Origin of the sequence: Streptomyces sp. Alt3, from assembly GCF_030719215.1 — a bacterium.
In the GTDB taxonomy this organism is placed as follows: Bacteria; Actinomycetota; Actinomycetes; order Streptomycetales; family Streptomycetaceae; genus Streptomyces; species Streptomyces glycanivorans.
Genome location: NZ_CP120983.1, coordinates 822,389 through 846,337, shown reverse-complemented (window position 1 = coordinate 846,337; position 23,949 = coordinate 822,389). Strand labels below are relative to the sequence as shown.

Annotated in this window: 21 protein-coding genes and 1 pseudogene; 16 read left to right on the top strand and 6 right to left on the bottom strand. The window is 69.5% G+C overall.

The genetic code is table 11. From position 1 onward, the window contains the following. Positions 1–7: 7 nt before the first annotated feature. Both P8A20_RS03830 and P8A20_RS03825 read right to left on the bottom strand, forming a co-directional pair. Positions 8–2,083: an MDR family MFS transporter gene (locus P8A20_RS03830; RefSeq protein WP_147961099.1), complete on the bottom strand. Its 2,076-nt coding sequence runs from the start codon at positions 2,081–2,083 to the stop codon at positions 8–10. A gap of 55 nt (positions 2,084–2,138) precedes the next feature. Beyond that, positions 2,139–2,975 carry an ATP-grasp domain-containing protein gene (locus tag P8A20_RS03825; protein WP_306102850.1) on the bottom strand — a complete coding sequence of 279 codons (837 nt, stop codon included), beginning with the start codon at positions 2,973–2,975 and terminating at the stop codon, positions 2,139–2,141. A 106-nt stretch (positions 2,976–3,081) separates the two neighbouring features. Here P8A20_RS03825 and P8A20_RS03820 point away from each other — a divergent pair, with 106 nt between their 5' ends. Beyond that, positions 3,082–4,308, top strand: a complete 1,227-nt coding sequence (locus tag P8A20_RS03820) for a cytochrome P450 (protein WP_147961101.1) — start codon at positions 3,082–3,084, stop codon at positions 4,306–4,308. A gap of 68 nt (positions 4,309–4,376) precedes the next feature. Here P8A20_RS03820 and P8A20_RS03815 read toward each other — a convergent pair whose 3' ends face one another. From P8A20_RS03815 to P8A20_RS03800, 4 genes and pseudogenes are all read right to left on the bottom strand, one after another. Further along, on the bottom strand, positions 4,377–5,591 hold the full coding sequence (locus tag P8A20_RS03815; RefSeq protein WP_306102849.1) for an acyl-CoA dehydrogenase family protein: 1,215 nt from the start codon (positions 5,589–5,591) through the stop codon (positions 4,377–4,379). A 4-nt stretch (positions 5,592–5,595) separates the two neighbouring features. Next, positions 5,596–6,065: pseudogene (locus P8A20_RS03810) on the bottom strand (SCP2 sterol-binding domain-containing protein). Between the two features lie 72 nt (positions 6,066–6,137). Continuing rightward, positions 6,138–6,401, bottom strand: a complete 264-nt coding sequence (locus P8A20_RS03805; RefSeq protein WP_147961104.1) for a hypothetical protein — start codon at positions 6,399–6,401, stop codon at positions 6,138–6,140. Positions 6,402–6,599: 198 nt separating this feature from the next. Beyond that, complete coding sequence (locus P8A20_RS03800) at positions 6,600–7,814, bottom strand: PucR family transcriptional regulator (RefSeq protein ID WP_306102848.1); 1,215 nt, start codon at positions 7,812–7,814, stop codon at positions 6,600–6,602. Between the two features lie 670 nt (positions 7,815–8,484). Here P8A20_RS03800 and P8A20_RS03795 point away from each other — a divergent pair. The 15 genes from P8A20_RS03795 (at position 8,485) to P8A20_RS03725 (ending at position 23,941) form a co-directional block, all read left to right on the top strand. Next, a complete protein-coding gene (locus tag P8A20_RS03795; RefSeq protein ID WP_147961106.1) occupies positions 8,485–9,120 on the top strand; it encodes a hypothetical protein in 636 nt (211 codons plus the stop codon). Between the two features lie 176 nt (positions 9,121–9,296). After that, positions 9,297–9,929 carry a hypothetical protein gene (locus P8A20_RS03790; protein ID WP_147961107.1) on the top strand — a complete coding sequence of 211 codons (633 nt, stop codon included), beginning with the start codon at positions 9,297–9,299 and terminating at the stop codon, positions 9,927–9,929. Between the two features lie 103 nt (positions 9,930–10,032). Next, complete coding sequence (locus P8A20_RS03785; RefSeq protein WP_261988799.1) at positions 10,033–11,523, top strand: DUF6801 domain-containing protein; 1,491 nt, start codon at positions 10,033–10,035, stop codon at positions 11,521–11,523. 57 nt (positions 11,524–11,580) lie between these two features. After that, positions 11,581–12,534 (top strand): hypothetical protein, encoded by a 954-nt coding sequence (locus tag P8A20_RS03780; RefSeq protein ID WP_147961109.1) that lies wholly within the window; start codon positions 11,581–11,583, stop codon positions 12,532–12,534. Positions 12,535–13,277: 743 nt separating this feature from the next. After that, positions 13,278–14,261, top strand: coding sequence for an ABC transporter ATP-binding protein (locus P8A20_RS03775; protein WP_147961110.1), 984 nt, complete (start codon positions 13,278–13,280; stop codon positions 14,259–14,261). Continuing rightward, complete coding sequence (locus tag P8A20_RS03770) at positions 14,258–15,106, top strand: MlaE family ABC transporter permease (protein WP_147961111.1); 849 nt, start codon at positions 14,258–14,260, stop codon at positions 15,104–15,106. The genes P8A20_RS03775 and P8A20_RS03770 overlap by 4 nt, the downstream gene beginning before the upstream one ends. Before the next feature lie 3 nt (positions 15,107–15,109). Beyond that, positions 15,110–15,913 (top strand): MlaE family ABC transporter permease, encoded by an 804-nt coding sequence (locus tag P8A20_RS03765; protein WP_014152846.1) that lies wholly within the window; start codon positions 15,110–15,112, stop codon positions 15,911–15,913. Continuing rightward, positions 15,913–17,232, top strand: coding sequence for an MCE family protein (locus P8A20_RS03760; RefSeq protein WP_306102847.1), 1,320 nt, complete (start codon positions 15,913–15,915; stop codon positions 17,230–17,232). Before P8A20_RS03765 ends, P8A20_RS03760 begins: the two co-directional genes overlap by 1 nt. Then, positions 17,229–18,260 carry an MCE family protein gene (locus tag P8A20_RS03755; RefSeq protein ID WP_147961113.1) on the top strand — a complete coding sequence of 344 codons (1,032 nt, stop codon included), beginning with the start codon at positions 17,229–17,231 and terminating at the stop codon, positions 18,258–18,260. The genes P8A20_RS03760 and P8A20_RS03755 overlap by 4 nt, the downstream gene beginning before the upstream one ends. Beyond that, entirely contained in the window at positions 18,257–19,273 is a 1,017-nt protein-coding gene (locus tag P8A20_RS03750; RefSeq protein WP_306102846.1) for an MCE family protein, read from the top strand. The genes P8A20_RS03755 and P8A20_RS03750 overlap by 4 nt, the downstream gene beginning before the upstream one ends. Before the next feature lies 1 nt (position 19,274). Beyond that, the gene (locus tag P8A20_RS03745) at positions 19,275–20,423 is read left to right on the top strand and encodes an MCE family protein (protein ID WP_306102845.1); all 1,149 of its coding nucleotides are present in this window, start codon (positions 19,275–19,277) and stop codon (positions 20,421–20,423) included. Next, positions 20,420–21,559, top strand: coding sequence for an MCE family protein (locus P8A20_RS03740; RefSeq protein WP_147961116.1), 1,140 nt, complete (start codon positions 20,420–20,422; stop codon positions 21,557–21,559). Before P8A20_RS03745 ends, P8A20_RS03740 begins: the two co-directional genes overlap by 4 nt. Further along, positions 21,559–22,815, top strand: coding sequence for an MCE family protein (locus P8A20_RS03735; RefSeq protein WP_306102844.1), 1,257 nt, complete (start codon positions 21,559–21,561; stop codon positions 22,813–22,815). Before P8A20_RS03740 ends, P8A20_RS03735 begins: the two co-directional genes overlap by 1 nt. Further along, positions 22,812–23,333: a hypothetical protein gene (locus P8A20_RS03730; RefSeq protein WP_147961118.1), complete on the top strand. Its 522-nt coding sequence runs from the start codon at positions 22,812–22,814 to the stop codon at positions 23,331–23,333. Before P8A20_RS03735 ends, P8A20_RS03730 begins: the two co-directional genes overlap by 4 nt. Further along, positions 23,330–23,941 carry a hypothetical protein gene (locus P8A20_RS03725; RefSeq protein ID WP_306102843.1) on the top strand — a complete coding sequence of 204 codons (612 nt, stop codon included), beginning with the start codon at positions 23,330–23,332 and terminating at the stop codon, positions 23,939–23,941. Before P8A20_RS03730 ends, P8A20_RS03725 begins: the two co-directional genes overlap by 4 nt. The last annotated feature ends 8 nt before the right edge of the window (positions 23,942–23,949 follow it).

Genomic DNA, 23,949 nt, shown 5'->3' with positions numbered 1-23,949 from the left:
GGCGCCGTCACACAGAGGCGGCCGTCCGCTCCGTCGACGGGGCCAGCTGCTGCTCCAGGTCCTCCGCGAGCAGTCGCTTGGCGATCACGTCGACCGCCGCCCGCAGCTGCCGGTCGTCCGGCCGGGCGCCGTCCTCGGCGAGCCGTTCGTTGAGCCAGCGGCCCCAGGCCGCCGAGATCGTCGCGGCCTCACGACTGCCTGCCGCCGTATGGGTGAAGAGCCGGCCGTCCCCGGTGAGGTAGCCCTCCTCGATCATCCGGTCGAAGACGGGCACCAGCACCTCCGGCGGGATCCGGTGCCGGGCGGCGATCAGCCGGAGCCCGGCGTGGCCCACCATCCGGGTGAAGAGATCGACCTGCATCACGGCCCAGGCCCCCGCGACGTCGAGCCGGGTGTCGGACTCCGCCACGATCCGGCGTGCCGTGTCGGGGCCGGTCCGGTGCATGATCCGGGCCACTGCGGATTCGAGCACGTTCGCCGCGTCACCGGTCCTCGGCTGGGCGAAGCCCTCGCCCATGTCGGTCGAGCCCGCCCGCGCGCTGTCGCGCAGCTTCACCTGCTTCAGGAAGAGCGAGACCACGAACCCCAGCAGGGCCACCGGCACCGTCCAGAGGAAGACCGTGTGGAGGGTGTCCGCGTAGGCCTGGGCGAGGGGCGCGGTCTGTTCGGGCGGCAGGGCGTGCACGGCCTGCGGGCTCTCCGCGACCCGCGCCAGGGACGCCGGATCGCCGCCCGCCCGCGCCGCCTGCTCGACACCCTGGGTCAGATTCGGCCGCAGCGCGTTGGCGTAGATCGTGCCGAACACCGCCGTGCCGAACGAGCTGCCGAGCGTACGGAAGAACGTCACGCCGGAGGTCGCGGTGCCGAGGTCCGAGTAGTCGACCGTGTTCTGCACGGCGATGGTCAGTACCTGCATCGACAGCCCGATCCCGATGCCCAGCACCAGCATGTACAGCGACTCCAGCCACACCCCGCTGCCCGGGCCCATCCTGGACAGGAGGTAGAGGCCGGCCGCCATCACGAGCGAACCGATCACCGGGAAGAAGCGGTAGTGGCCCGTCCTGCTGACCACGTTGCCGCTGAAGATCGAGGCGGCCAGCAGGCCGATCACCAGCGGAAGGGTCCGCACCCCGGAGAGGGTGGCGGAGTCCCCGTCGACGTACTGCAGATACGTCGGCAGGTAGATCATCGCGCCGAGCATGGCGAAGCCCACGATGAAGCTCAGGATGGAGCAGACCGCGAAGACCGGGTTGCGGAACAGCCGCATCGGCAGCATCGGCTCCTTCGCCCGTGTCTCCACGAGGCAGAAGAGCGCCAGTGCGATCAGGCCCCCGACGAACAGGCCGATGATGACCGGGGAGCCCCAGGCGTACTCGTTGCCGCCCCAGCTCGTGCCGAGGATCAGCGCGCTGGCCCCGACGGCGACCAGCCCGATGCCCAGGTAGTCGATGACCGGGCGTCCGGCCGCGCGCACGGAAGGGATGTTGCGGGCGGCGGCGATGACCACCACGATCGCGATCGGCACGTTCACGTAGAACGCCCATCGCCAGGTCAGATGATCGGTGAACAGTCCGCCCAGCAGGGGACCGACGACCGTGGCCACACCGAACACCGCACCGATGGCCCCCTGGTACTTGCCCCGGTCCCGCAGCGGGATGACATCGGCGATCAGCGCCATGGAGGTGACCATGAGTCCGCCCGCGCCGATGCCCTGGAGACCCCGCCAGATGATCAGCAGCAGCATGTTCGAGGCGAGCCCGCACAGGAACGAGCCGGTGATGAAGATGACGGCCGAGATCTGGAAGATGAGCTTCCGGCCGAAGAGGTCGCCGAACTTCCCGACCAGCACCGTCGCCACGGTCTCGGCCAGCAGATAGGCCGTCACCACCCAGGACATGTGCTCCGCGCCGCCGAGGTCCGAGACGATCGTGGGGAGCGCCGTCCCCACGATCGTCTGGTCCAGCGCGGCGAGCAGGATCCCCAGCACGATCGTGGCGAAGACGATGTTCCGGCGCCTGGGGTCGAGGACGGGTGGCGCTGCGGCACTCTGCGCGGCGGATGAGGTCTCGCTGGCAGTGGTCACCCTCGCACCCTCACACCCGGCCCTGGATCACGCATGCGGGGGCGAGCCGGACGGGTCAGGCCGTCAGCTCCCGTACGCAGGCCGTCAGCCGGGCCACGAAAGCCTCACGGACCTCTTCCGGGACCCGGTCGAGGGACAGGTACGGATTGAGGTCCTCCAGCTCGACGAGCAGCAGGTCGCCCTCCGGTGTCCGGCAGGCGTCGACCCGCTGGACACCGTGCGTGAGCGTGTTCCACTCGACGAAACGGCGTGCGAAGGCCAGGTCCTCGGGGCTCGGCGCGTACGGTTCGAGCACCCAGCGCCGCTCCGGACGCGGGGCGTGGAGGGCGTACTGGAAGTCGTGGTCGACGAAGTAGAAGGACACCTCGTAGCGGAAGTCGATCCGGGGCTGGACGAGAAGGGTGCCGTCGGCGTCCTCGGGAAGTTCCGGCCGCTCGGTGAACCGCAGCCCGACCGAGTCCGCGCCGAGCTTGGGCTTGACCACGTACCCGTCCGACCGGGGGAGCAGCCCGAGATCGGCCGCACGGTCCACGGTCGGGATCACCGGGAAGCCGGCCCGGCTCAGATCGACCAGATACTGCTTGCCCGCCATGTCCCCGCGTCCGTCCAGCGTGTTGCAGACCAGGGCTCCCGACTGCCGTGCCCGGGCCACGAACGCGTCGTACGCCTGCTGGTAGTGCAGCACCGGACCGCTGTTGCGGACGACGACCGCGTCGAAGCCGTCCAGCAGCGCCGCCGCGTCCCGGGGGTGACAGAGGGCGACGTCGAAGGTCTCGCGGAGCCGGGACGTCAGGAAGATGTCCTCGTCGCAGTAGCGCCGTCCGCGCGCCTCGTAGGCGAGATCGGTGACGAACAGGACGGAAGGACGCGGTGGGCCGGACGCGGCGATCAAGAATACTCCCAGGGGGTTCGGTATCGGGCCGGACATCAATAGCCTTGCCGGTGCTGCCCGTTCACCGCCATGAAGCATCCTGATCTCTGCCCCACAGGAGTCACACGTGTCCCAGGCTTCGTCACCGCCCGACATTCTCTCGCCCGCCTTCGCCGCCGATCCCTACGGGGCCTACCGGACGATGCGCGAGAGCGCCCCCCTCATCCACCACGAGCCCACGGGCAGCTACCTCGTCTCCCGGTACGAGGACGTCGAGCGCGTCTTCAAGGACCGGGCCCAGGAGTTCACCACCGAGAACTACGACTGGCAGCTGGAGCCCGTCCACGGCCGGACGATCCTCCAGCTCAGCGGCAGGGAACACGCGGTGCGCCGGGCCCTGGTCGCCCCGGCCTTCCGCGGCGCGGACCTCCAGGAGAAGTTCCTTCCCGTCATCGAGCGGAACGCCCGTGAGCTCATCGACGCCTTCCGGAACACCGGGGAGACCGACCTCGTCGAGGCGTTCGCGACACGCTTCCCCGTCCTGGTCATCGCCGACATGCTGGGCCTGGACAGGGAGGACCACCAGCGCTTCCACGGCTGGTACACCAATGTCATCGCCTTCCTCGGCAACCTGGCGGGCGACCCCGCGGTCACGGCCGCGGGGGAGCGCACCCGGCAGGAGTTCGCCGAGTACATGATCCCGGTGATCCAGCGGCGCAGGGAGGAGCCCGGGGACGACCTGCTCTCCGCGCTCTGTGCCGCCGAGGTCGACGGCGTACGGATGAGCGACGAGGACATCAAGGCGTTCTGCAGCCTGCTGCTCGCGGCCGGTGGGGAGACGACCGACAAGGCCATCGCCTCGGTCTTCGCCAACCTGCTGGCCCACCCCGAGCAGCTCGCCGCCGTGCAGCGGGACCGCTCACTCGTCGACCGCGCCTTCGCCGAGACGCTGCGCTACACCCCGCCGGTCCACATGATCATGCGCCAGACGGCGGGCGAGGTGGAGCTCTCCGGTGGCACCGTGCCGGCCGGTGCCACCGTCACCTGCCTCATCGGCTCGGCCAACCGGGACGAGGCCCGCTACGCCGACCCGGACACCTTCGACCTGTTCCGCGACGACCTGACCAGCACGACGGCGTTCTCGGCTGCGGCCGACCACCTGGCGTTCGCGCTGGGCCGGCACTTCTGCGTGGGCGCGCTGCTGGCCCGGGCCGAGGTCGAGACCGGGGTGAACCAACTGCTCGACGCCATGCCGGACCTGCGTCTCGCCGACGGCTTCCAGCCGGTCGAGAAGGGCGTCTTCACCCGCGGTCCGGCGGCGCTCCCGGTGCGGTTCACCCCGGCAGGGGCCTGAGCGGGAGCCGGTGCGGTGGACCGCCGCATCGGCTCCGGGGGATGTGCCGTCCGCGGGCTCCGGGAGCGTCAGCGGATGTGACGCCCCGAGATGGCCCGGGAGATGACCAGACGCTGGATCTCGCTCGTGCCCTCGAAAATCGTGTAGATCTTGGCGTCCCGGTACATCCGCTCCACCGGGTGCTCACGGCTGTAGCCCGCGCCGCCGAGGATCTGGACGGCCTTCTCCGTTGCCGCGACGGCCAGTTCACCCGCGCGGAGTTTGGACATGGAGCCCTGGCCGGCGTCGAAGGTCCGGTCGTTGCGGGCCATCCAGGCGGCCTGCCAGATCAACAGGCGTACGGCCTCGATCTCCGTGCGGATGTCGGCGAGGGCGAACGCGATCGACTGGTTCTCGATGATGGGCCTGCCGAAGGCCTCGCGCTCCCCGGCGTACTCCAGCGCGTACTCGTACGCCGCCCGGGCGATGCCCAGGGCCTGTGCGCCCACGGTGGGGCGGCTCACCTCGAAGGTCGCCGTGGCGGCCTGCCCCTTGGCGGTGCCGCCCTCCCGGGCGCGGGCCAGCCGCCTGTCCAGCTTCTCCTTCCCACCCAGCAGACAGTGCCCCGGGACGCGTACGTCGTCGAGGAAGACGTCCGCGGTGTGTGAGGCGCGCAGGCCGAGCTTCTTGATGGTGCGGCCCGCCGCCAGGCCCTTCGTCCCGGGCGGCACGATGAACGCGGCCTGCCCGCGGGCTCCGAGCGCGGCGTCGACCGAGGCGACCACCACATGGATCTCGGCGATCCCGCCGTTCGTGATCCACGCCTTCTGACCGGAGAGCACCCACTCGTCCCTGGCCTCGTCGTAGCGGGCCCTGGTGGCCATCGCCGAGACGTCGGAGCCGGCCTGCGGCTCGGAGACGCAGAAGGCGGCCACCTTCGGGTCGTCCTCGTCGCCGTAGCACTGCGGGACCCACTCGGCGAGCTGGTCCGGGGTGCCGGAGGCGAAGATCCCGGCAACCGCGAGCGAGGTGCCGAACAGGGCCATGCCGATCCCGGCATCACCCCAGAAGAGCTCCTCGTTGGCTATCTGGAGGGAAAGCCCGCTCGGGTCGCCGTACATGTCGGCGAGCGACTCGAATCCGTACAGGCCGATCCTCGCCGCCTCCTGGATCACCGGCCACGGGGTCTCCTCCCGGGCGTCCCACTCGGCCGCCGCGGGGCGCACCACCTGGGCGGCGAAGCCGTGCACCCAGTGGCGCAGGTCCTGCTGTTCCTCGGTCAGGGCGAGGGAGAAGTAGCTCATGGGCTCAGGCCTTCGGGATGTCGAAGTAGCGGGTCAGGCCCGAGGCCAGGCCGACGTCGCCCACGACCTTCAGCCTGCGCATCATGAACATCGTCACGGGATTGCCGTTGCCGGAGACCAGCTTGAGGAATTCGGCGTCGCCCATCACCAGCGTCGTCCGGGGCTCGGCGTCGGAGCGGCCCGCGCTCACCGTGCAGGCGCCGTCGGCTATGGAGGTCTCGTAGACCTCCTCGTTCTCGCCGGTGATCTTCCAGCGGATCAGGGCTTTCAGCCGGCCGCCTCCGGGCGGAACTGCTGCCGCATCCGCCCGAACACCTCGCTCAGCACCCGTGTGCGCAGGTCGCCGTGCATCACCTCGCCGAGCTGCTCGGCGGACAGCCCCTTCACGATCCGCGCGAAGTCCTCCGGGGATACGGCGGCGAAGTCGAGCCCGGACAGTTCGTCGGTGAGGTTGCCGCTGCTGTTGTCGGCCACGCCAAATCCTTACTCCAGAGTAAACTTACTTCTGGGTAAGGTAAGGCGGCCGTCGTCGCAGCGCAAGAAGCGTCACCAGGCGCTGTTCGGACGGACCGCGAGCTGCGGGTGGCGGGCGGACAGCACCTTGTTGGCCCAGGCGAGCTCGGACAGCGCCTGCTCGCGGTCGGCCTGGTCCTCGATGCCGAGCCTCGGCCCCCGGAACCTGCGGACCTCACGGGCGGCGCAGTCGGCGTCGAACTCCGCCTCCAGGATGTGCGACGGGGTGCAGGCGCCGATCAGCGCGGCGACCCGGTCGGGGATCGGCACGGGAACGAGGAGGTGCGAGGCGGTCATGGGGGGTTCCCTCTCGGATGGTTGGCCAGGAGGTGTTGCTCCGCCACGGCCGGTGGGCCGCAGCTCCTCCTTATGTAACGGGACGCAGTTCCTGGTTTCTCGTTGAGAACGTCTCCGTGTCGCAACCGTTTGGGACTGACCGTCTATTTCGCGTTACCTGGCAGTAAGTTGACTTGGTGTGCTGTGTGTGATGGGCCCTCAGTTGAGGGTTTTGCCGCTTCGGGCCCGTAACTGCATCGCACGCAGCACGGCTTCGGTGGAGAAGCGGCTCTCGGGATCTGTCAGCTGGGCACCGAAGATGGCCTCCAGACTGCGCATCCGGTAGCGCACCGTCTGCGGGTGCACGTCCAGGAGCTCGCCCATCTGCGCGGCGGTGCCCCGGGTGTCGAGCCAGATCCGCAGGGTCTCGATCAGCCGCTCCCGGCGTGTGGTGCTGATGGCGGAGACGGGGGCGAGTTCACGCGTGGCGAGCTGGTCGAGCAGGGCGGGATCCGAGAGGAGCCACAGGGTGATGAGGTGGTCCTCGCAACGGATGAAGGGCGCGTCCTCGATCACCCCGGTGTCGACCAGTTCGAGAACGCGGCGCGCCCAGCGGATGGAGTCGGAGGCGCGGGCGGTCGGCACGGTCAGCCCGATCGCCGCGCCACCACCGGGGATCGTCCGGTCCAGCATCTCCCGGCGTGCCTCGTCCACCGGCCCTGGAATGAGCAGGTGCGGCTGCGGGTCGCCGGGATCGATCAGGACGTCGTGGTCCGCGCTGATCCTGTCGAGACCGGCCGGGGCGCGTACGGCGACGAGTGTCACCTGTTCGGGCAGCGTCCAGCCGGTCTGCTCGCAGAGTTCGGCGATGGCGCTGCGCGGGACGGGGCGGCCCGCCAGGACCAGGTGCAGCAACTGCCGGCGCATGGTCTCGCTCTGCTCTCCGGACCGTGACTGCACCTCCAGGAAGCCCTCACGGGAGAGGGCTTCGAGCTCGTCGACGTACGCGAACAGCGCGTCGGCGAAGCTCAGCATCAGGGAGGGCGAGAAGTTGTACCGCCGGCCGACCTTCTTGGCGCGGCGCAGTGCGACCCGGGCGCCGAGCCGGTAGGCGCCCTGGAGCGTCTCCATCGTGCGGCCCTCGTAGGCCTCGAAGCGTCCGAACCGCCGGCATATGTCGTCACGCAGTGGCGTGGCGGAGGTGGGCTCCGCCACCAGGTCGACGAACGCGGCCAGGCTCTGCTCCACGCCCACGCGGATCGCCTGGCCGTTGGGCCCGCCGAGCAGACGGGCGTACTCCGGATACGCCCTGGTGACCTCGACGCCTATCTCCTTTATCAGGGAAGGCAGTTCGGGGCGCATGATCGCGGCGAACTCCTGGGGGAGGGGCCCCAGTGGATCGCCGGTGTCCAGCGGCTGGATGAGTCTCGGCATGACCGTCCCCTCGCTCAACGGTGCCTGGTGTGGGTGAGGCGATTCGGGAAAGCGCTCCCACGGACCGATAGGTGTATACCAACATCGGCGCCGAAGATAGACCAAGTCGGGCGGGGTGCACACCGCCTGGACAAGATCGACGTGCAGGGGGCACACATCGTGGCCGTCTTATGGGGTTGCGGTGCAGGTGGGGCGGTAACTGCTCACTTCCGGACAATGTTTTCGGCCGTAGCCGCGATCCGCGGCGCATAAGTGACCCCGGGGGGTCCCGGTGATGCGTTTCCGTGTGCCTGCCCACGCCTGCGGCCGACCGCCCGGAGGTGCGGTCGGATCCGCCCCGAGGCGGGGCCCCGGACGTGCTTCGGGGGCGCGAAGATCCAGGTCGGACGCCGATCTTCCTCGAATTCTGCGCACCAAGTGACAAGTTCGGCGGACGAATTAGTGACGTACGGACGAGTAATTGAACTCGCGTCACCAATCTTGACCGCCGCCATTGTGCTCCAAGTTTCCCGCAAGTAACGTCACGCCCTGTCACAGAACGTGTGTGGCTGAAAGAGCAGCACGGCCCCCACGTAACACGATTCTTCGCGGCACTCCCTGCACCTTTGCAGGAATTCGGGTGCCTTCCCCGCAACAGTGCGCCCGCACTGCCGAATCGGAGGAACTCACTGTGCGCAACACCCTCAGAAAGATCGCACTCACGGCCGGCGCCGCCGCGGCTGCCGTCACCCTCGGAGCCACCACCGCCACCGCCGGCGTGGCCGCTCCGACCTGGACCGTCGGCCCCAGCTCCCCGGAGACGTTCTCGGCCACGGCCGGTACCGTCACCCTCACCCTCAACGGCATCCCGATGACGTGTACGTCGTCCGCGGCCCAGGGCAACCTGGCGTCGGCCGCCGGCACGACCAACGTGACCGTCGGGACGATCGCTCCGCTGACGTGGAGCGGCTGCACCAGCCCGTTCGGCGCGGTGACCCCCACCGCCGACACGACCACCGCCTGGAAGCTGAACGCGAACACCTACAGCGCGGGTGTCACCAACGGCTACATCAGCGGGATCAAGGCCACCCTGAAGGTTCTTACCTGCACCTTCACCGTGACGGGCGATGCCGCCGTCACCTACACCAACTCCACGGGCAAGCTGGCGGTCAGCAACAACGCCACCTACAAGCTGACCGTCGCGACCGTCACCTCCGGTTGCACGGGCATCGCGGCTGTGGGCAACAACCCGACCTACAGCGCCAGTTACACCGCTGTCACCCCGAGCGGCGGCACCACCAAGCCGACCATCGTCTACACCCCCTGATCCGGCCACACGCCGGTAGCGGGTGAACGGGGATCGCACGGCGGGCCCGCCCGCCGTGCGATCCCCGTGTCCCTCAGCCCGAGCGGACACCGACGTGGAGGCGACGGCCGGCGGACGCGTTCCGGTGCCGGGGCCCGGGCAACGCACATCCGTTCTCGAACCCGAGGAGCCCAGCTGTGCGCAGGTCTCTCAAGAAGCTCGCGACGACGGCCGGTGCTGCCCTCGCGTCCGTCGCCTTCGCGGTCCCGGCCGCCACGGCGGGAGCCGCCGATCCGGCCTGGACCGTCGGACCCGTCTCACCGGAGACGTTCTCCGCGGTGGCGTACGACCCCCTGTTCGTCATGAGCGGCGTTCCGCTGAGCTGTACGTCATCCACGATGAGGGGCACTCTGGGGTCGGCCTCGGGAGCCGAGAACGTGCAGGTCGGCACCATCACCTCGCTGGTCTGGGCCGGCTGCACCCACCCGTTCGGGCCCGTGACCCCCACCGCCGAGACCCTTCCCTGGACACTCGCCGCGAACACCTACAGCGCCGGCGTCACCACCGGTCACATCTCCGGCGTGCGCCTGCGGATGAGTGTGCTCACCTGCACCGCGACGGCGTCGGGCCGGCTCGCCGTCACCTACACCAACTCCACCGGCAAGCTGGCGGTCAGCACCGACGCCACGCGCAAGCTGACCGTCGGGACAGCCACCGCCGGGTGCTCCGGACTCATGGCGGTGGGCTCCGACTGGACCTATACGGCCACCTACTCGGTGGTCACCCCGATCGGCGGTACGGCCGCGCCGAGCATCGTGTACACCTCTTGATCCGGCCTCAGGTCCCTGCGCGTGAGCAGGCGGCGTCGGTGGGTCCGCCGCCGTGGGGCACATCGTCCGTCCGAGGGGGACATCGTCAGTGGGAGGCAGTCGTATGAAAGGCGCACGGCGGCGCACGGCGCGCGGTGCCGCGGTGGCCACCGCGGTGCTGCTGGGAGGGATGATCCCCGGTGCGCAGGCCGCATCCGGTGTCCAGGAGATCGACGCGGAGCTGTCCTACACCTGCGATTTCCCGGCAGGTGAGCAGCCGGTGAAGGTCGGGATCACGGCCGAGCTTCCCGGGTCCGCCCAGCCCGGACAGGCGATACAGGCCGAAGGAGTGGTCCTGGACCTGGCCCTGCCCGAGGGCGCGTCGGCAGACCCGGCCGAGGAAGGGGCGGCGCGGGTGAGCGCCGAGACGCGACTTGCCGTCGACGTGTCCCAGAACGACGGGAAGGCGCGGGCCGAGTGGGTGGGCACCACGGCGGAGCCGACGCCGGTGCCTGAAGCCGGGGATCTCCTGCTGAGCACATCGGGGAGTGTTCCGTACGTGAAACCCGGGGCCTCGGGCGACCTGGTGTTCGAGGCGTCGGCCCTCACACTCGAACTCACCACCGAGAAGGCCGATGGTGTCCCCGCCGAACCGGCGAGGCTGACGGTCGACTGTGTCCCGGACCCGGGGCAGGAGAGGTCCCTGGCGGTGGTGGGCGTCCAGGGAGAGGACGGTGAGGGTCAGGAAGCGGAACCGACCCCTTCCGAGACCTGGCCCGGCGAGAAGGGGGAAACCGGCCCGGACGAGGGCGCGCCCGAGATCGGAGCCAAGGCCGCCCCGCCCGCGGCCACGGACGCGCCTCCGTGCGTCGGCGATCCCGGCGACGACACCAACATGGTCGCCTACGTGACCGGGTACGCCAATGTCACGAAGCTCGACGGTGCCAACAAGTTTCCCCTGGCCTGCGCCCGGATCACGCAGGGCTTCCAGGAGATCCAGTTCATCGACGGCATCCTGCACTTCCTGCAGAACTCGACCATCGACCTGGACTACCAGGGGAAACCACAGCTCCCGCCCACCACGGGGACGTTCCTGACCTTCGGCTTCATGCCGACGACGGCCACGCTGGAGATGACACAGATCCCCACGGGCACAAAACCCGACGGCACCCGGATCGAGAACATCCACTCCGACCTGGCCATCGAGGGCGTGACCAGCAAGAACCGCACGGACGTCACCCTCGATTTCATGCTCAGGCTCTACGACGTCAAGGTCAACGGCGTTCCCCTGGACGTGGGGGACAACTGCCGCACGAGCCGGCCGTTCAAGCTCGGCCTGGCCGGCCTGGGGACGTGGAAGGACAACGTCCTGGACGGCTACACCCTGGCCGAGGGCGGTGAGCTGACCGGATCGGTGACCATCCCCCCGTTCAGCGGCTGCGGCACCGACGAGGACCTCGACAACCTCTTCACCGCGTCGCTGTCGGGTGTGCCCGGCTACGTCAAGCAGGTGCAGGGAGCCCCCTGCGCCGCCGCGCAGCACGTGCCGGGTGCCGAGGATGCCGTCTGCACCGACGCGTACGAACCACTGGACGTCCCTGAGGCGTCCCGCTGACTCCACCGCCGTACCCAGCAAAGCAGTTGCCCGAGCCGCTATCGAATTGAGGGAACGATGAGACCTGCCTCCAAGACCTGGATCAAGGCCGCCGGCGCCGTCGCCGCGTCCGCCGCTCTGGTCATGCCCCTGACCGCCACACCGGCCGGCGCAGCCACGGCCGCCGCCCAGCTGAACGGTTCCTGGGCCCCCTTCGACCGCTGTCCGGTGGATGCCCCGGCCATGCTCGCCACGGACGGCGACACGGACGTCGCGCTGTGCGTGACGTCCACCTCGCCCAGCGGGACGATCAAGCTGGGCAACACCGAGGCGACGACCGGCTCGACGAACCTGCAGTTCGGTGTCATCCAGCACCCGGCCGAGGGGACCTACACGGTCGTCCCGCCCGCGGCCGGATCCATCATCAGCGGGAAGACCACCATCCCCGGCGGGCTGCTCGGCATCATGTGCCCCAGCAACATCCCCGTGGTCTCGGCCGTCTGCGGACAGATCACCAACGCCACCCTGAACAAGGTGACCGCCACGGTGGAGTCGGCCGGCACGCCGACCGAATTCAGCCTGGTCGCGGGCATATCCTCCGGGCCGATCGTCAAACTGCCCGTCAAGATCCGCCTGGAGAACCCGCTGCTCGGCTCCAACTGCTACATCGGCAGCAGCAGCAACCCGGTGCTCCTGCGCCCCGGCAACCTCAGCGCGCCCAGCTTCTCCGCCGCCAGGTTCAACGGCGACGGCTCGGCGAACCCGGACGAGGGGTCGATGATCCAGATCGCCCTCTCCGGCGCCGCCCAGGGCGACAGCCAGTTCTCCGTGCCGAAGGCGAGCGGCTGCGGTCTCGGCGGCATCCTCAGCTGGGCCCTCGACCTCAAGGTCGGCCTGCCCGCCGCGGCCGGCTCGAACAACCTCGTCCTGAACGACGCCAAGACCTACACGGCCGGCCTCACGGCCCCGGGTCTGTCCGTGCCCAACGCCGGCAAGGAACTCGCCGAGAGCTGGCACTCCGCGGTCAAGTAGCCGCGGAAGCGCGACCGCGTGGCCGACGGTGGGACAGCCGCCGGAGCGGGACCGGCAGCGCATTCCGTTTCTTGTCACTTGATGCGCCCGGCCCCCGGCCGTCCATGAGCCCGCCCCGACCGAATGCACCCTGGTCGGGGCGGGCTTCGGCGTGTCCGGTGATCGTCCCGGAGGCCGGCGGTCCGGTCCGCGGGCCCTCACTTTTCGATAGGTTTCACGCCTCGATTACTCACCTGGGAACAAGAAAACCGAGCCCCGCAATTACCTCGGAGAAAGTTCGTGAAGCGCTATTGCGGACTTAGGTTACCGGCCCGTAGCGTCCCGCTTGAGCAGCTCGGAAACACGTCCGTACCTGCTTGTTCGACGTACGCGGAGTCCTGGTCGAGCCCCCTTGACCGGGGATTCCTCCGGGAGTTCCTCCGGACCCGAACCCTCCCGCCGGGGCGGGATCTCCCGGTGGCCGAGGCCTTGGCGGCTCCGGCCCGCCGGGCCGCGGGACCCCGGTGCACCCGGAGAGCTTGCGCAGATTCCGACAAAGCCGCCGAGCGGGTTTGTCATTCGGTGACAAGTGATCCGCAGCGAGATCCATATCCGGCGATCCCCGCTGTTCAACGGCTTGTCCTGGCGGATTCGACGGACATACCGTGCGCCTCCTGGTGCACGGGTGACGAGCCGTCCTTGCATGTACCGGAGCCGGAGCGCAGACAGATGACGTCGTTCACCACCACTTCGAGGGAGGGCCGATGGGAATCGAAGTAGTCGTCGAAGGCCTGACGAAATCCTTCGGCAAGCAGAACATCTGGCAGGACGTCAGCCTCACCCTGCCTGCCGGTGAGGTGAGCGTCATGCTCGGTCCTTCCGGCACCGGGAAGACCGTCTTCCTGAAATCCATCATCGGACTGCTGAAGCCGGAAAAGGGCCGCGTGCTCATCAACGGCGTCGACATGGTGAACAGTCCTGAGCGGGACATCATGGAGACCCGCAAACTCTTCGGCCTCATGTTCCAGGACGGCGCCCTCTTCGGCTCGATGTCGCTCTTCGACAACATCGCCTTCCCCTTGCGTGAACACACCCGCAAGAAGGAGTCCGAGATCCGGCGCATCGTCATGGAGCGGATCGACATCGTCGGTCTGCTCGGCGCCGAGGGAAAGCTGCCGGGTGAGATATCCGGCGGTATGCGCAAGAGGGCCGGCCTGGCCCGCGCCCTCGTCCTGGACCCGCAGATCATCCTCTGCGACGAGCCCGACTCCGGTCTCGACCCCGTACGCACCGCCTACCTCTCGCAGCTCCTCATCGATCTCAACGCGCAGATCGACGCGACGATGCTCATCGTCACCCACAACCTCGACATCGCGGCCACCGTGCCCGACAACATGGGCATGCTCTTCTGCCGCAACCTCGTCACCTTCGGCCCCCGTGAGGTGCTGCTCACCAGCGACATGCCCGTGGTCTCCCAGTTCCTCGCCGGACGCCGAGAAGGCCCCATCGGGATGTCGGAGGAGAAGGACGCGGCCACCCTCGCCGCGGAGCGGACGAACGGCAACGGCTACGGTGCGGGGCCTCGCACCGTGGTGCCGCAGCTGGAGCCCTCCCCGGGCATGCCCGTACGGCAGGCGGCCCTGCGCCGCCGGGAGCGGGTCGTCTCGATGATGGGCCAGCTGCCGGAGGCCGCCCGTACGGCCATCATGAACAGCTACACGCCGACCTTGGACGGTGGGCGCCGATGACGGCACCACTGCCCGTACGGCCGCCGGCGGAGCCCGCCACGGAGAAGGCCCCTCGGATGTCGGGCCGGAAGCCGCCCTCGCGGCTCCTGGCACCCCTCCGTCAGACGGGTCAGCTGTTCGCGCTCGCCCTGGCGGTCGTCCGCGCCGTCTTCCGCCGGCCGTTCCAGGTACGGGAGTTCATCGAGCAGTTCTGGTTCGTCGCGAGCGTGACCATCCTGCCCGCGGCGCTCGTCTCCATCCCGTTCGGCGCGGTCATCGCCCTCCAGGTCGGCTCGCTCACCGAGCAGCTCGGTGCCCAGTCCTTCACGGGCGGCGCCAGCGTCCTCGCCGTCATCCAGCAGGCCAGCCCGCTCATCGTGGCCCTGCTGATCGCCGGGGCGGCCGGATCGGCGATCTGCGCCGACCTGGGCTCCCGCAAGATCCGCGAGGAGCTGGACGCCATGGAGGTCATGGGAGTCTCGCCCGTCCAGCGCCTCGTCGTCCCACGGGTCCTGGCCACCATGTTCGTCGCGGTCCTGCTCAACGGGCTGGTGTCCGTCGTCGGCACGCTCGGCGGCTACTTCTTCAACGTGATCATGCAGGGCGGGACCCCCGGCGCCTACCTCGCCAGCTTCTCCGCCCTCGCCCAGCTGCCCGACCTCTACGTCGGTGAACTCAAGGCGCTGATCTTCGGCTTCATCGCCGGCATCGTCGCCTCCTACCGCGGGCTCAACCCCCGGGGCGGACCCAAGGGAGTGGGCGACGCGGTCAACCAGTCCGTGGTCATCACCTTCATGCTGCTGTTCGCGGTGAACATGGTCCTCACGGCGATCTACCTCCAGATCGTCCCCCCGAAGGGGGGCTGAGCGATGTCCGTGCTCGGCTGGCTCGACCGCTCCGGTGAGCAACTCACCTTCTACGTAAGGGCCCTCGTCTGGATACCCCGGACCCTGCGCCGCTACCTCAAGGAGGTGCAGAGGCTGCTCGCCGAGGTCGCCTTCGGCAGCGGCGGCCTCGGGGTCATCGGCGGGACCATCGGCGTGATGATCGCGATGACCCTCGCCACCGGCTCGGTCGTCGGCCTCCAGGGCTACGCCGCCCTCGACCAGATCGGCACCTCCGCCTTCACCGGCTTCATCTCCGCCTACTTCAACACCCGGGAGATCGCCCCGCTCGTCGCCGGACTCGCGCTCTCCGCGACCGTGGGCGCGGGTTTCACCGCCCAGCTCGGCGCGATGCGGATCAACGAGGAGGTCGACGCCCTCGAAGCGATGGGCGTGCGCTCCATGCCCTACCTCGTCACCACACGGATCATCGCCGGCGTCGTCGCCATCATCCCCCTGTACGCGATCGGGCTGCTCTCCTCCTACCTGGCGTCCCGCTGGATCACCGTCCTGTTCAACGGGCAGTCGGCGGGCACCTACGACCACTACTTCAATCTCTTCCTCTCCCCGGACGACGTGCTGCTGTCGGTGCTCAAGGTGCTGATCTTCAGCGTGCTGGTGATCCTCGCCCACTGCTACTACGGCTTCCACGCCACCGGCGGCCCCGCCGGAGTGGGTGTGGCCGTCGGCCGGTCGGTGCGCAACGCCATCGTGCTCATCAGCGTCACCGACTTCTTCCTCTCGCTCGCCATCTGGGGCGCGACGACAACGGTGAAGGTGGCCGGCTGATGTCCTCCTCCACGGCGCAGACGGCGCGCCGCAGACTCGCCGGCGTGGCCTTCGTGCTCGTGCCCGCCGTCCTCGTGTGGGTGTCGGTCTCGGTGTACGAGAAGGACTTCACCGACGACGCCACCGTGACCGTACGGACCGGGAGCGTCGGCAACGAGATGCACGACAACGCCGAGGTCAAGCTGCGCGGTGTGGTGATCGGCGAGGTGCGCCACATCGCGTCCGACGGTGACGGGGCCAGGCTCACCCTGGCCATCGAGCCGGACCGGCTCGGGCAGATCCCGGCCGACGTCACCGCACAGATGCTGCCCACCACCCTCTTCGGGGAACGGTTCGTCGCCCTCGTGCCGCCGGCCGTCCCCTCCGCCGAGACCCTGCGGGCCGGGGCGGTGATCCCGCAGGACCGCTCCAGCAACGCCATCGAGCTGGAGGAGGTCCTCGACAACGTCCTGCCGATGCTGACCGCGGTAAAGCCGGAGAAGCTCGCCGCCACACTCAACGCCGTGTCCCAGGCGCTCGAAGGACGCGGTGACAAGCTCGGCGACACCCTGGTCACCCTCGACGCCCACCTCAAGGAGTTCAACCCGCAACTCCCCACGCTCAACGCGGACATCAAGGAGCTCGTCAAGGTCAGCCACCTCTACGCGGACGCGGCGCCGGACGTCCTGGACGCGCTCACCGACTTCACCACCACCAGCGGCACGATCGCCGAACAGCAGGCGGAACTCGCGGACCTGTACGGATCCACCACCGCCTCGGCCAACGACGTCACCGCCTTCCTGCGGAAGAACAAGGACAACCTCATCCGTCTCTCGGCCTCCGGCCGCCCCACCCTGGAGCTCCTCGCGGAGTACTCCGACGCCTTCCCCTGCACCCTGCGCACCATGGCCGGGTTCGTCCCCGCCATGGACAAGGTGCTCGGCAAGGGCACCGACGCGCCGGGGCTCCACGTCACCGTCGAGGCCGTGGAGTCCAAGGGCAAGTACGTCGCCGGCAAGGACACCCCGGTCTACGACGCGACCGGCGGCCCGCACTGCTACTCGGTGCCCTACACCGGCAGAACCGTCCCGACCGCCGACGCGCGCAAGGCATCCGCACCGGCACCCGGCGCCGGAGGCACGGAAGGCGCCGGCGGCACGGACGCGGTGGAAGCACCCGCCGCCGACAGCGCGCTCGGCATGCCGAACTCCCCCGAGGAGAGCCGGCTCGTCAACGAACTCGTCGCACCCTCACTCAAGGTCCAGCCGCAGTCCCTGCCCGACTGGAGCAGCGTGCTCATCGGTCCGGCGTTCCGCGGTGCGGAGGTGAAGCTCAAGTGAAGCGCCGCTCCCTCGCGGGACCGCTCGTCAAATCCCTCGTCTTCGTCGTGGTGACCGCGCTGGCCACCACCGTCCTCGCCCTGTCCATCGCCGACACCGGCATCGGCGACACCACCTCGTACAAGGCGAGGTTCACCGACGCCACCGGGCTGGTCGTCGGCGACAGCGTCAGGATCGCGGGCGTCAAGGTCGGTCAGGTGGAGTCCATCGAGGTCGCCGACCGGCGGGAGGCCGAGGTCGGCTTCGCCGTCCGCAAGGGCCGCAAGCTCCCGGCCTCGGTGACCGCGTCGATCAAGTACCTCAACATGGTCGGCCAGCGCTACGTCGACCTCGACCAGGGCGTCGGGACCGTGGGGGCGACCTTCAGGTCCGGGGCGACGATCCCGCTCTCGCGCACCACCCCCGCACTCGACCTCACCCAGCTCTTCAACGGCTTCCAGCCGCTCTTCGAAGGGCTCTCCCCGCCGGACGTCAACCAGCTCGCCGGCTCCATCGTGCAGGTCCTCCAAGGAGAGGGCGGCACAGTCGACAGCATCCTCTCCCACGTCGGATCGCTGACCGGCACCGTCGCGGCCAAGGACAAGGTGATCGGTGAGGTGATCAAGAACCTCAACACGGTTCTCAAGACCGTCAACGACCGGGAGGCGGGCTTCGACGACCTCGTCGTCACCCTCGAGAAACTCGTCAAGGGCTTCTCCGGCGACCGCAAGCCGCTCGGCGACGCGGTCACCGCGATGGGCGCCCTCACCACCGTCACCGCGGACCTCCTCCAGGACGGCCGCGCACCCCTCAAGAAGGACATCGCGCAACTCGGACGGCTCAGCGGACAGCTCGACGAGGGCGCCCCGCAGATCGAGAGCTTCCTGGAGAAGACCCCCGCCAAGATGGAGGCCATCACCCGCCTCACCTCGTACGGCTCCTGGCTCAACCTCTACCTGTGCGAGGCGAAGGTCACCGGGGTGACCACCGAGGACGGCAGCGCGCCGCCCACCGGCATCACGATCGGCGGATCGAGGTGCACGGGATGAGGATCAAGCCCGTAGGGGAACGCAACCCCGTCGCCCTGGGCGTCATCGGCCTCGTCGTCCTGGCCCTCGTGGGCCTCGCCGCCTACCGGGCCGACGCCCTGCCGTTCATCGGAGGAGGGACCGCCTACAGTGCCGACTTCACCGAGTCCGCCGGACTCGACGCCGGCGACGAGGTCCGGATCGCAGGGGTGAAGGTCGGAGAGGTCACCGGTGTCTCGCTCGACGGCGCCGAGGTGAAGGTCGACTTCAAGGTGAAGGACGCCTGGATCGGTGACTCCTCCACCGTCGGCATCGCCGTCAAGACCCTCCTGGGCGAGAAGTACCTGGCGGTCGACCCCCTCGGCGACGCTCCGCAGGACCCGGACTCCCGCATCACGTCGAGCCGGACGACCTCCCCGTACGACGTCACCCAGGCGTTCAACGGACTCGGTGAGACCATCGACGAGATCGACACGGCCCAGCTCGCCCAGAGCTTCGAGACCATCTCGGACACCTTCAAGGACTCGCCGCCCGACGTGCGCAGCGCCGCGGAAGGCCTCTCCGCCCTGTCCCGGACGGTCTCCGAGCGCGACGCGCAGCTCGCCACCCTCCTCAGGGGCAGCAAGCAGCTCACGAAGACGCTCGCCACGAAGAAGAGCAGCTTCGAGACCCTGCTGGAGGACGGCAACCTGCTCCTCGGCGAGATCCAGGCCCGCCGCGACTCCATCCACCTGCTGCTCACCGGCACCCGCGACCTGGGCACCCAGCTCACCGGCCTCGTCGCCGACAACGACAAGCAGCTGAAGCCCACCCTCGACTCCCTGGGACGGGTCACCACCGTCCTGGTGAAGAACCGCAAGAGCCTCGACAAGGTGCTCTCCATGGCGGGCACCTACAACCGTCTCGTCGGCAACACCCTCGGCAACGGGCGGTGGTTCGACAACTACGTGTGCGGAGTCGTCCCGAAGACCTACCTGCCGAAGGACACACCTCCGGCGAACGACTGCATGCCGCCGAAGCAGGGGGGCCGCTGACATGAGACGCATCCGCATCCGCATCATCGGCATCGGCGCCGGACTCGCGGTCGTGGCCGTGGCCGTCGGTTCGGGCGTGAGCGCCATGGACCAGGACGGCACCACCGTCACCGCCTACTTCGACCGGGCAACCGGTGTCTACCCCGGGTCCGACCTGCGGATCCTCGGGGTGAAGGTGGGCACCGTCGAATCGGTGGCACCACGCGGCGAGGAGGTCCGCGTCACCCTGCGGCTCGACAAGGGCGTCGACGTCCCCGCGGACGCGCACGCCGTCGTCGTCGCACCCAGCCTCGTGGCCGACCGGTACGTCCAGCTCGCACCCGCCTACACCGGGGGAGCACGGCTGGAGGGCGGAGCCGTCCTCCCCGCGGCGAACAACGCCACGCCCATCGAGGTGGACCAGCTCTACGAGTCGATCACGGAGATCTCCACGGCACTCGGCCCCGACGGTGCCAACGCCGACGGTGCCCTCGCCGGACTCCTGGAGACCGGTTCCGAGAACCTCAAGGGCAACGGCGAGGCCATCGGGGACTCCATCGAGCAGTTCGGCAAGGCGACGAAGACCCTCGACAAGTCCAGCGGCAACCTCTTCGACACGCTGTCCTACCTGCAGACCTTCACCACCATGCTCAAGGAGAAGGACGGCGACGTGCGGGCCGCGGAGCAACAGCTCAACACCGTCACCGGTTTCCTCGCCGACGACAAGGAGAACCTCAGCGCGGCCCTGAAGGAGCTGGGCACCGCACTCGGACAGGTGAAGACCTTCATCCAGAAGAACCGGGGCGCTCTCAAGAAGAACGTGGACCTCCTGGTGCCGCTCACCCAGACCCTCGTCGACCGGCGTGCCTCACTCGCCGAGTCGCTCGACACACTGCCGCTCGCGGCGGGCAACGTGCTCAACGCCTACGACCCGGCGAACCGCACCCTCAACGGGCGCACGAACCTCAACGAGCTGTCCATGGGCGGCCCGCTCACCGAACCCGCGGCCGCGACCGCCGGCCTCCAGGGACTCGCCCCGGTGGACACCACCCGGCAGAAGGCACTGCCCGTCCTGCCGCTGCCCGCCGTCGGCACCGTCTACGGCACCCCCGAGGACACCGGGACCACGAAGGGGACCGGTACGGGCGAGAAGAAGGAGGCGGACCGATGACCCCCGCCCTGCGCAGACCCGGCACCCGCGCGGTCGCGGGCCTCGGAGCCCTGGTGGCCGCCGGCGTCTGCTTCGCGCTCGTCGCCACGACCACCGGCCTGCCGTCGTTCTCGGGCATCGACCAGATGCCGCTGCCCGGAGGGGCGGACCTCGGCGACCACCCGTACGAGATCACCGCCGAGTTCGGGGACGTCCTCAGCCTCGCCCCGCAGTCCTCCGTCAAGGTCAACGACGTTGCCGTGGGGCGGGTCACCAGGATCTCCCTGACCCCGGGCAGCTGGACCGCCAAGGTGACCATGCGCGTCAACGGGAAGATACAGATGCCCGCGAACGCCTACGCCCACCTCGAACAGTCCAGCCTCCTCGGCGAGAAGTACGTCCAGCTCTCACCGCCCGCCGACGGAACGGCGAAGGGCACGCTGTCCGACGGCGACCGCATCCCGCTCGTCCGGACCAACCGCAACCCCGAGGTCGAAGAGGTCTTCGGCGCCCTCTCCATGCTCCTCAACGGCGGCGGCATCGCCCAGCTGAAGACCATCACCACCGAGCTGAACAAGGCACTCGCCGGACAGGAACCCCAGATCCGCTCGATGCTGAGCCGCGTCGACACCCTGGTCACCGACCTGGACACCCACAAGGAGGACATCACCGACGCGCTCGACGGCGTCAACCGGCTCGCCGCCACACTCGCCACCCGCAAACAGGACGTGGGAACCGTGCTCACCGGCCTCAGCCCGGGCCTGAAGGTACTGGAGAAGCAGCGCGGATCGCTGCTCACCATGCTGCGCTCGCTGGACACGCTCTCCACCGTCGCCGTCGACACGGTCAACAGGAGCAAGGCGGACATGATCGCCGACCTCAAGGCCCTCGCCCCCACCCTCACGGCCCTCGCCGACTCCGGGAAGGACCTCCCCGACTCCCTTCAGGTGCTGCTCACCTACCCGTTCACGGACGAGGTGCTGCGCGGGGTGAAGGGCGACTACCTCAACGTCTACCTGGACGTGACCGCCGTGCCCGGCACGCAGATCATCCCCGCCCTCACCGAGCCGGAGGCCGGCACCACGCAGAGGTCCGGCTCGTCGCTGCCCCTGCCGCTCCCCTCGGTCACCGCATCCGGCACGGAGGGCACCTCCTGATGATCACCCTCGCCACCCGGCTCAAGAACATCGCCTTCCTGGTCATCGCGGTCCTCGTCCTCGGATACCTGGGCGCCCGCTACGCCGACCTCGGCCACTACGTCGGACTGCGCGGCTACTACACCGTCAAGATCCAGCTGCCGCAGACCGGAGGCCTCTTCACCCACTCCAACGTCACCTACCGGGGTGTCTCCGTCGGCCGGGTCGGTCCGATCGAACTCACCGACGAGGGGGTCGAGGCGGAGCTGCGCATCGAGAACGACGCGCCGCGCATCCCCGACAGCCTGGAAGCCGTCGTCGCCAGCCTCTCCGCGGTCGGCGAGCAGTACGTCGACCTGCGGCCGACCCGCAAGGACGGCCCGTTCCTGGAGAACGGCTCGGTCATCGACCAGGCCGACACCACCGTCCCCCCACCCGTCACCGACGTCCTCACCAGCGTCAACGACCTGACCGCCTCCGTCGACACCGAAGACCTGCGCACCGTCGTCGAGGAGTTCGGCGCCGCGTTCGAGGGACGCGGGGACGACCTCCAGGTACTGCTGGACACCGGCAGCGAGTTCGTCGACGCCGCCGACCAGGCCCTGCCGACCACCACCAGGCTGATGGCGGACGGCGAGACCGTCCTGCGCACCCAGGCCGAACAGGGCGAGGCGCTCAAGGGATTCGCCTCAGGGGCCGAGGAACTCGCCGCGGAACTGAAGGGTTCCGACGCCGACCTGCGCCGGCTGATCGCGGCGGCGCCCGGTGCCACCGCCCAGATCAGCGGACTCCTGCGCGACCTCGAACCCGGTTTCGGAGTCGTCGTCGCCAACCTCCTCACCACCTCGGAGGTCGCCGTCACCCGGCAACGGGGCCTGGAGGAACTGCTGGTGAAGGTACCCGCGGTCGCCGCGGCCGGGGCGAGCATCATCGACGAGGACGGAGGCGCCCGGTTCGGGATGTCCGTCACCTTCTTCGAGCCACTGCCCTGTACCTCCGGCTACGGCGCCACCACCTACCGCCCCGGCAAGGACCTCTCCGAGGCACCGGCGGCGAACACCGGGGCCCGCTGCGCCTCCTCGCCCGGCAGCGGCATCAACGTACGCGGCAGCGGCAACGCCCCTGACGGCGGCGGTGTGCCGACGCCCGCGAAGCCCGGCTCGCTGATCGCCGGCATGGAGGGATCCGGACTCCCCGGAGCCCTCGGTGCCGCCACGGGCGCCGAACGCCCGGCCGACGGCATGGCGGGGCTGCTCGGCCTGGGAGGTGGCGAGTGAACGCCCGTACCAGGAATCTTGGCGGATGGGCCGTCATGCTCGGGGCCCTGCTGGTCTGCGCACTCGGCGGCTGGTCCTACGCGCAGGCGCGCGGCGACGACACCCTGGCGTACGCCAAGGCGCGTGACGCAGCGACCGCCGACGGCAGGAGCCACCTCGCGCGGCTGAACAGCATGGACGGCACGAGCGCGGCGAGCGTGAAGTCCGGGCTGACGGCCTGGCTCGCCGCCTCCACGGGCCCGCTGCACGCGCAGCTGGAGAGCACCCGGAAGAAGGACACCGCCGAGCTCACCGAGGCAGGTGCGACCGCTCGCGGCAAGGTCACCGACGCGGCCCTCACGGCGCTCGACGACCGGGCCGGGACGGCGGTGCTGATCGCCACCGTGGACGTCGCCGTCACCCCGCGCACCGGCAAGGGCGGAACCGAGCGCAAACGCTTCGAGGCGACCCTGGCCCGTACCGGGGACGGCTGGAAGATCAAGGCACTGGACGCGATACCGGTCGGGAGCGGCGGATGACACAGCCCGGAGGGACCACGGTCCAGGACACCTCCCCGAAGACGGACCCGGACACGGAGGCGGGCGACGAAGACGCCGGCACGATCCCCGAGCCCGCCACGCCCGGCCGGGCGCCCTGGCGCCGCGTCGTCGCGGCGGCCCTGGCCGTCGCCCTGCTGGCCGCCGGCGCCGTCCTCTTCGCCGAGGGACAGCAACTGCGCGACACCCCGGCGACCTCGAACCGCGCGCTGACCGACACCGCCGAGACCAACCGGGTCGTGGGCGACGTCAGCAGCGCCCTGGCCAAGGTCTTCTCGTACAACCCCCGCAGCACCGCCGCCACCAAGGAATCGGCGAAGCGGCTGCTGGCGGGCGAGGCCCTCCAGCAGTACGCGGCACTGTTCGGCCAGGTCGAGAAGCAGGCGGCCGACCAGAAGCTCACGCTCACCTCGCAGGCCGTACGCGCCGGGGTCACGCGGCTCGGCACCCGCAGCGCCCGCCTGCTCGTGTTCCTCGACCAGGTCTACGAGCGCGAAGGCAAGGCAGCCACCACGGCCGCCGCCCAGCTCTCGGTGACGGCGGAACTGCGCGGCGACCGCTGGATCATCGTCGACATCACCTCCAGGTAGGGGAGAGG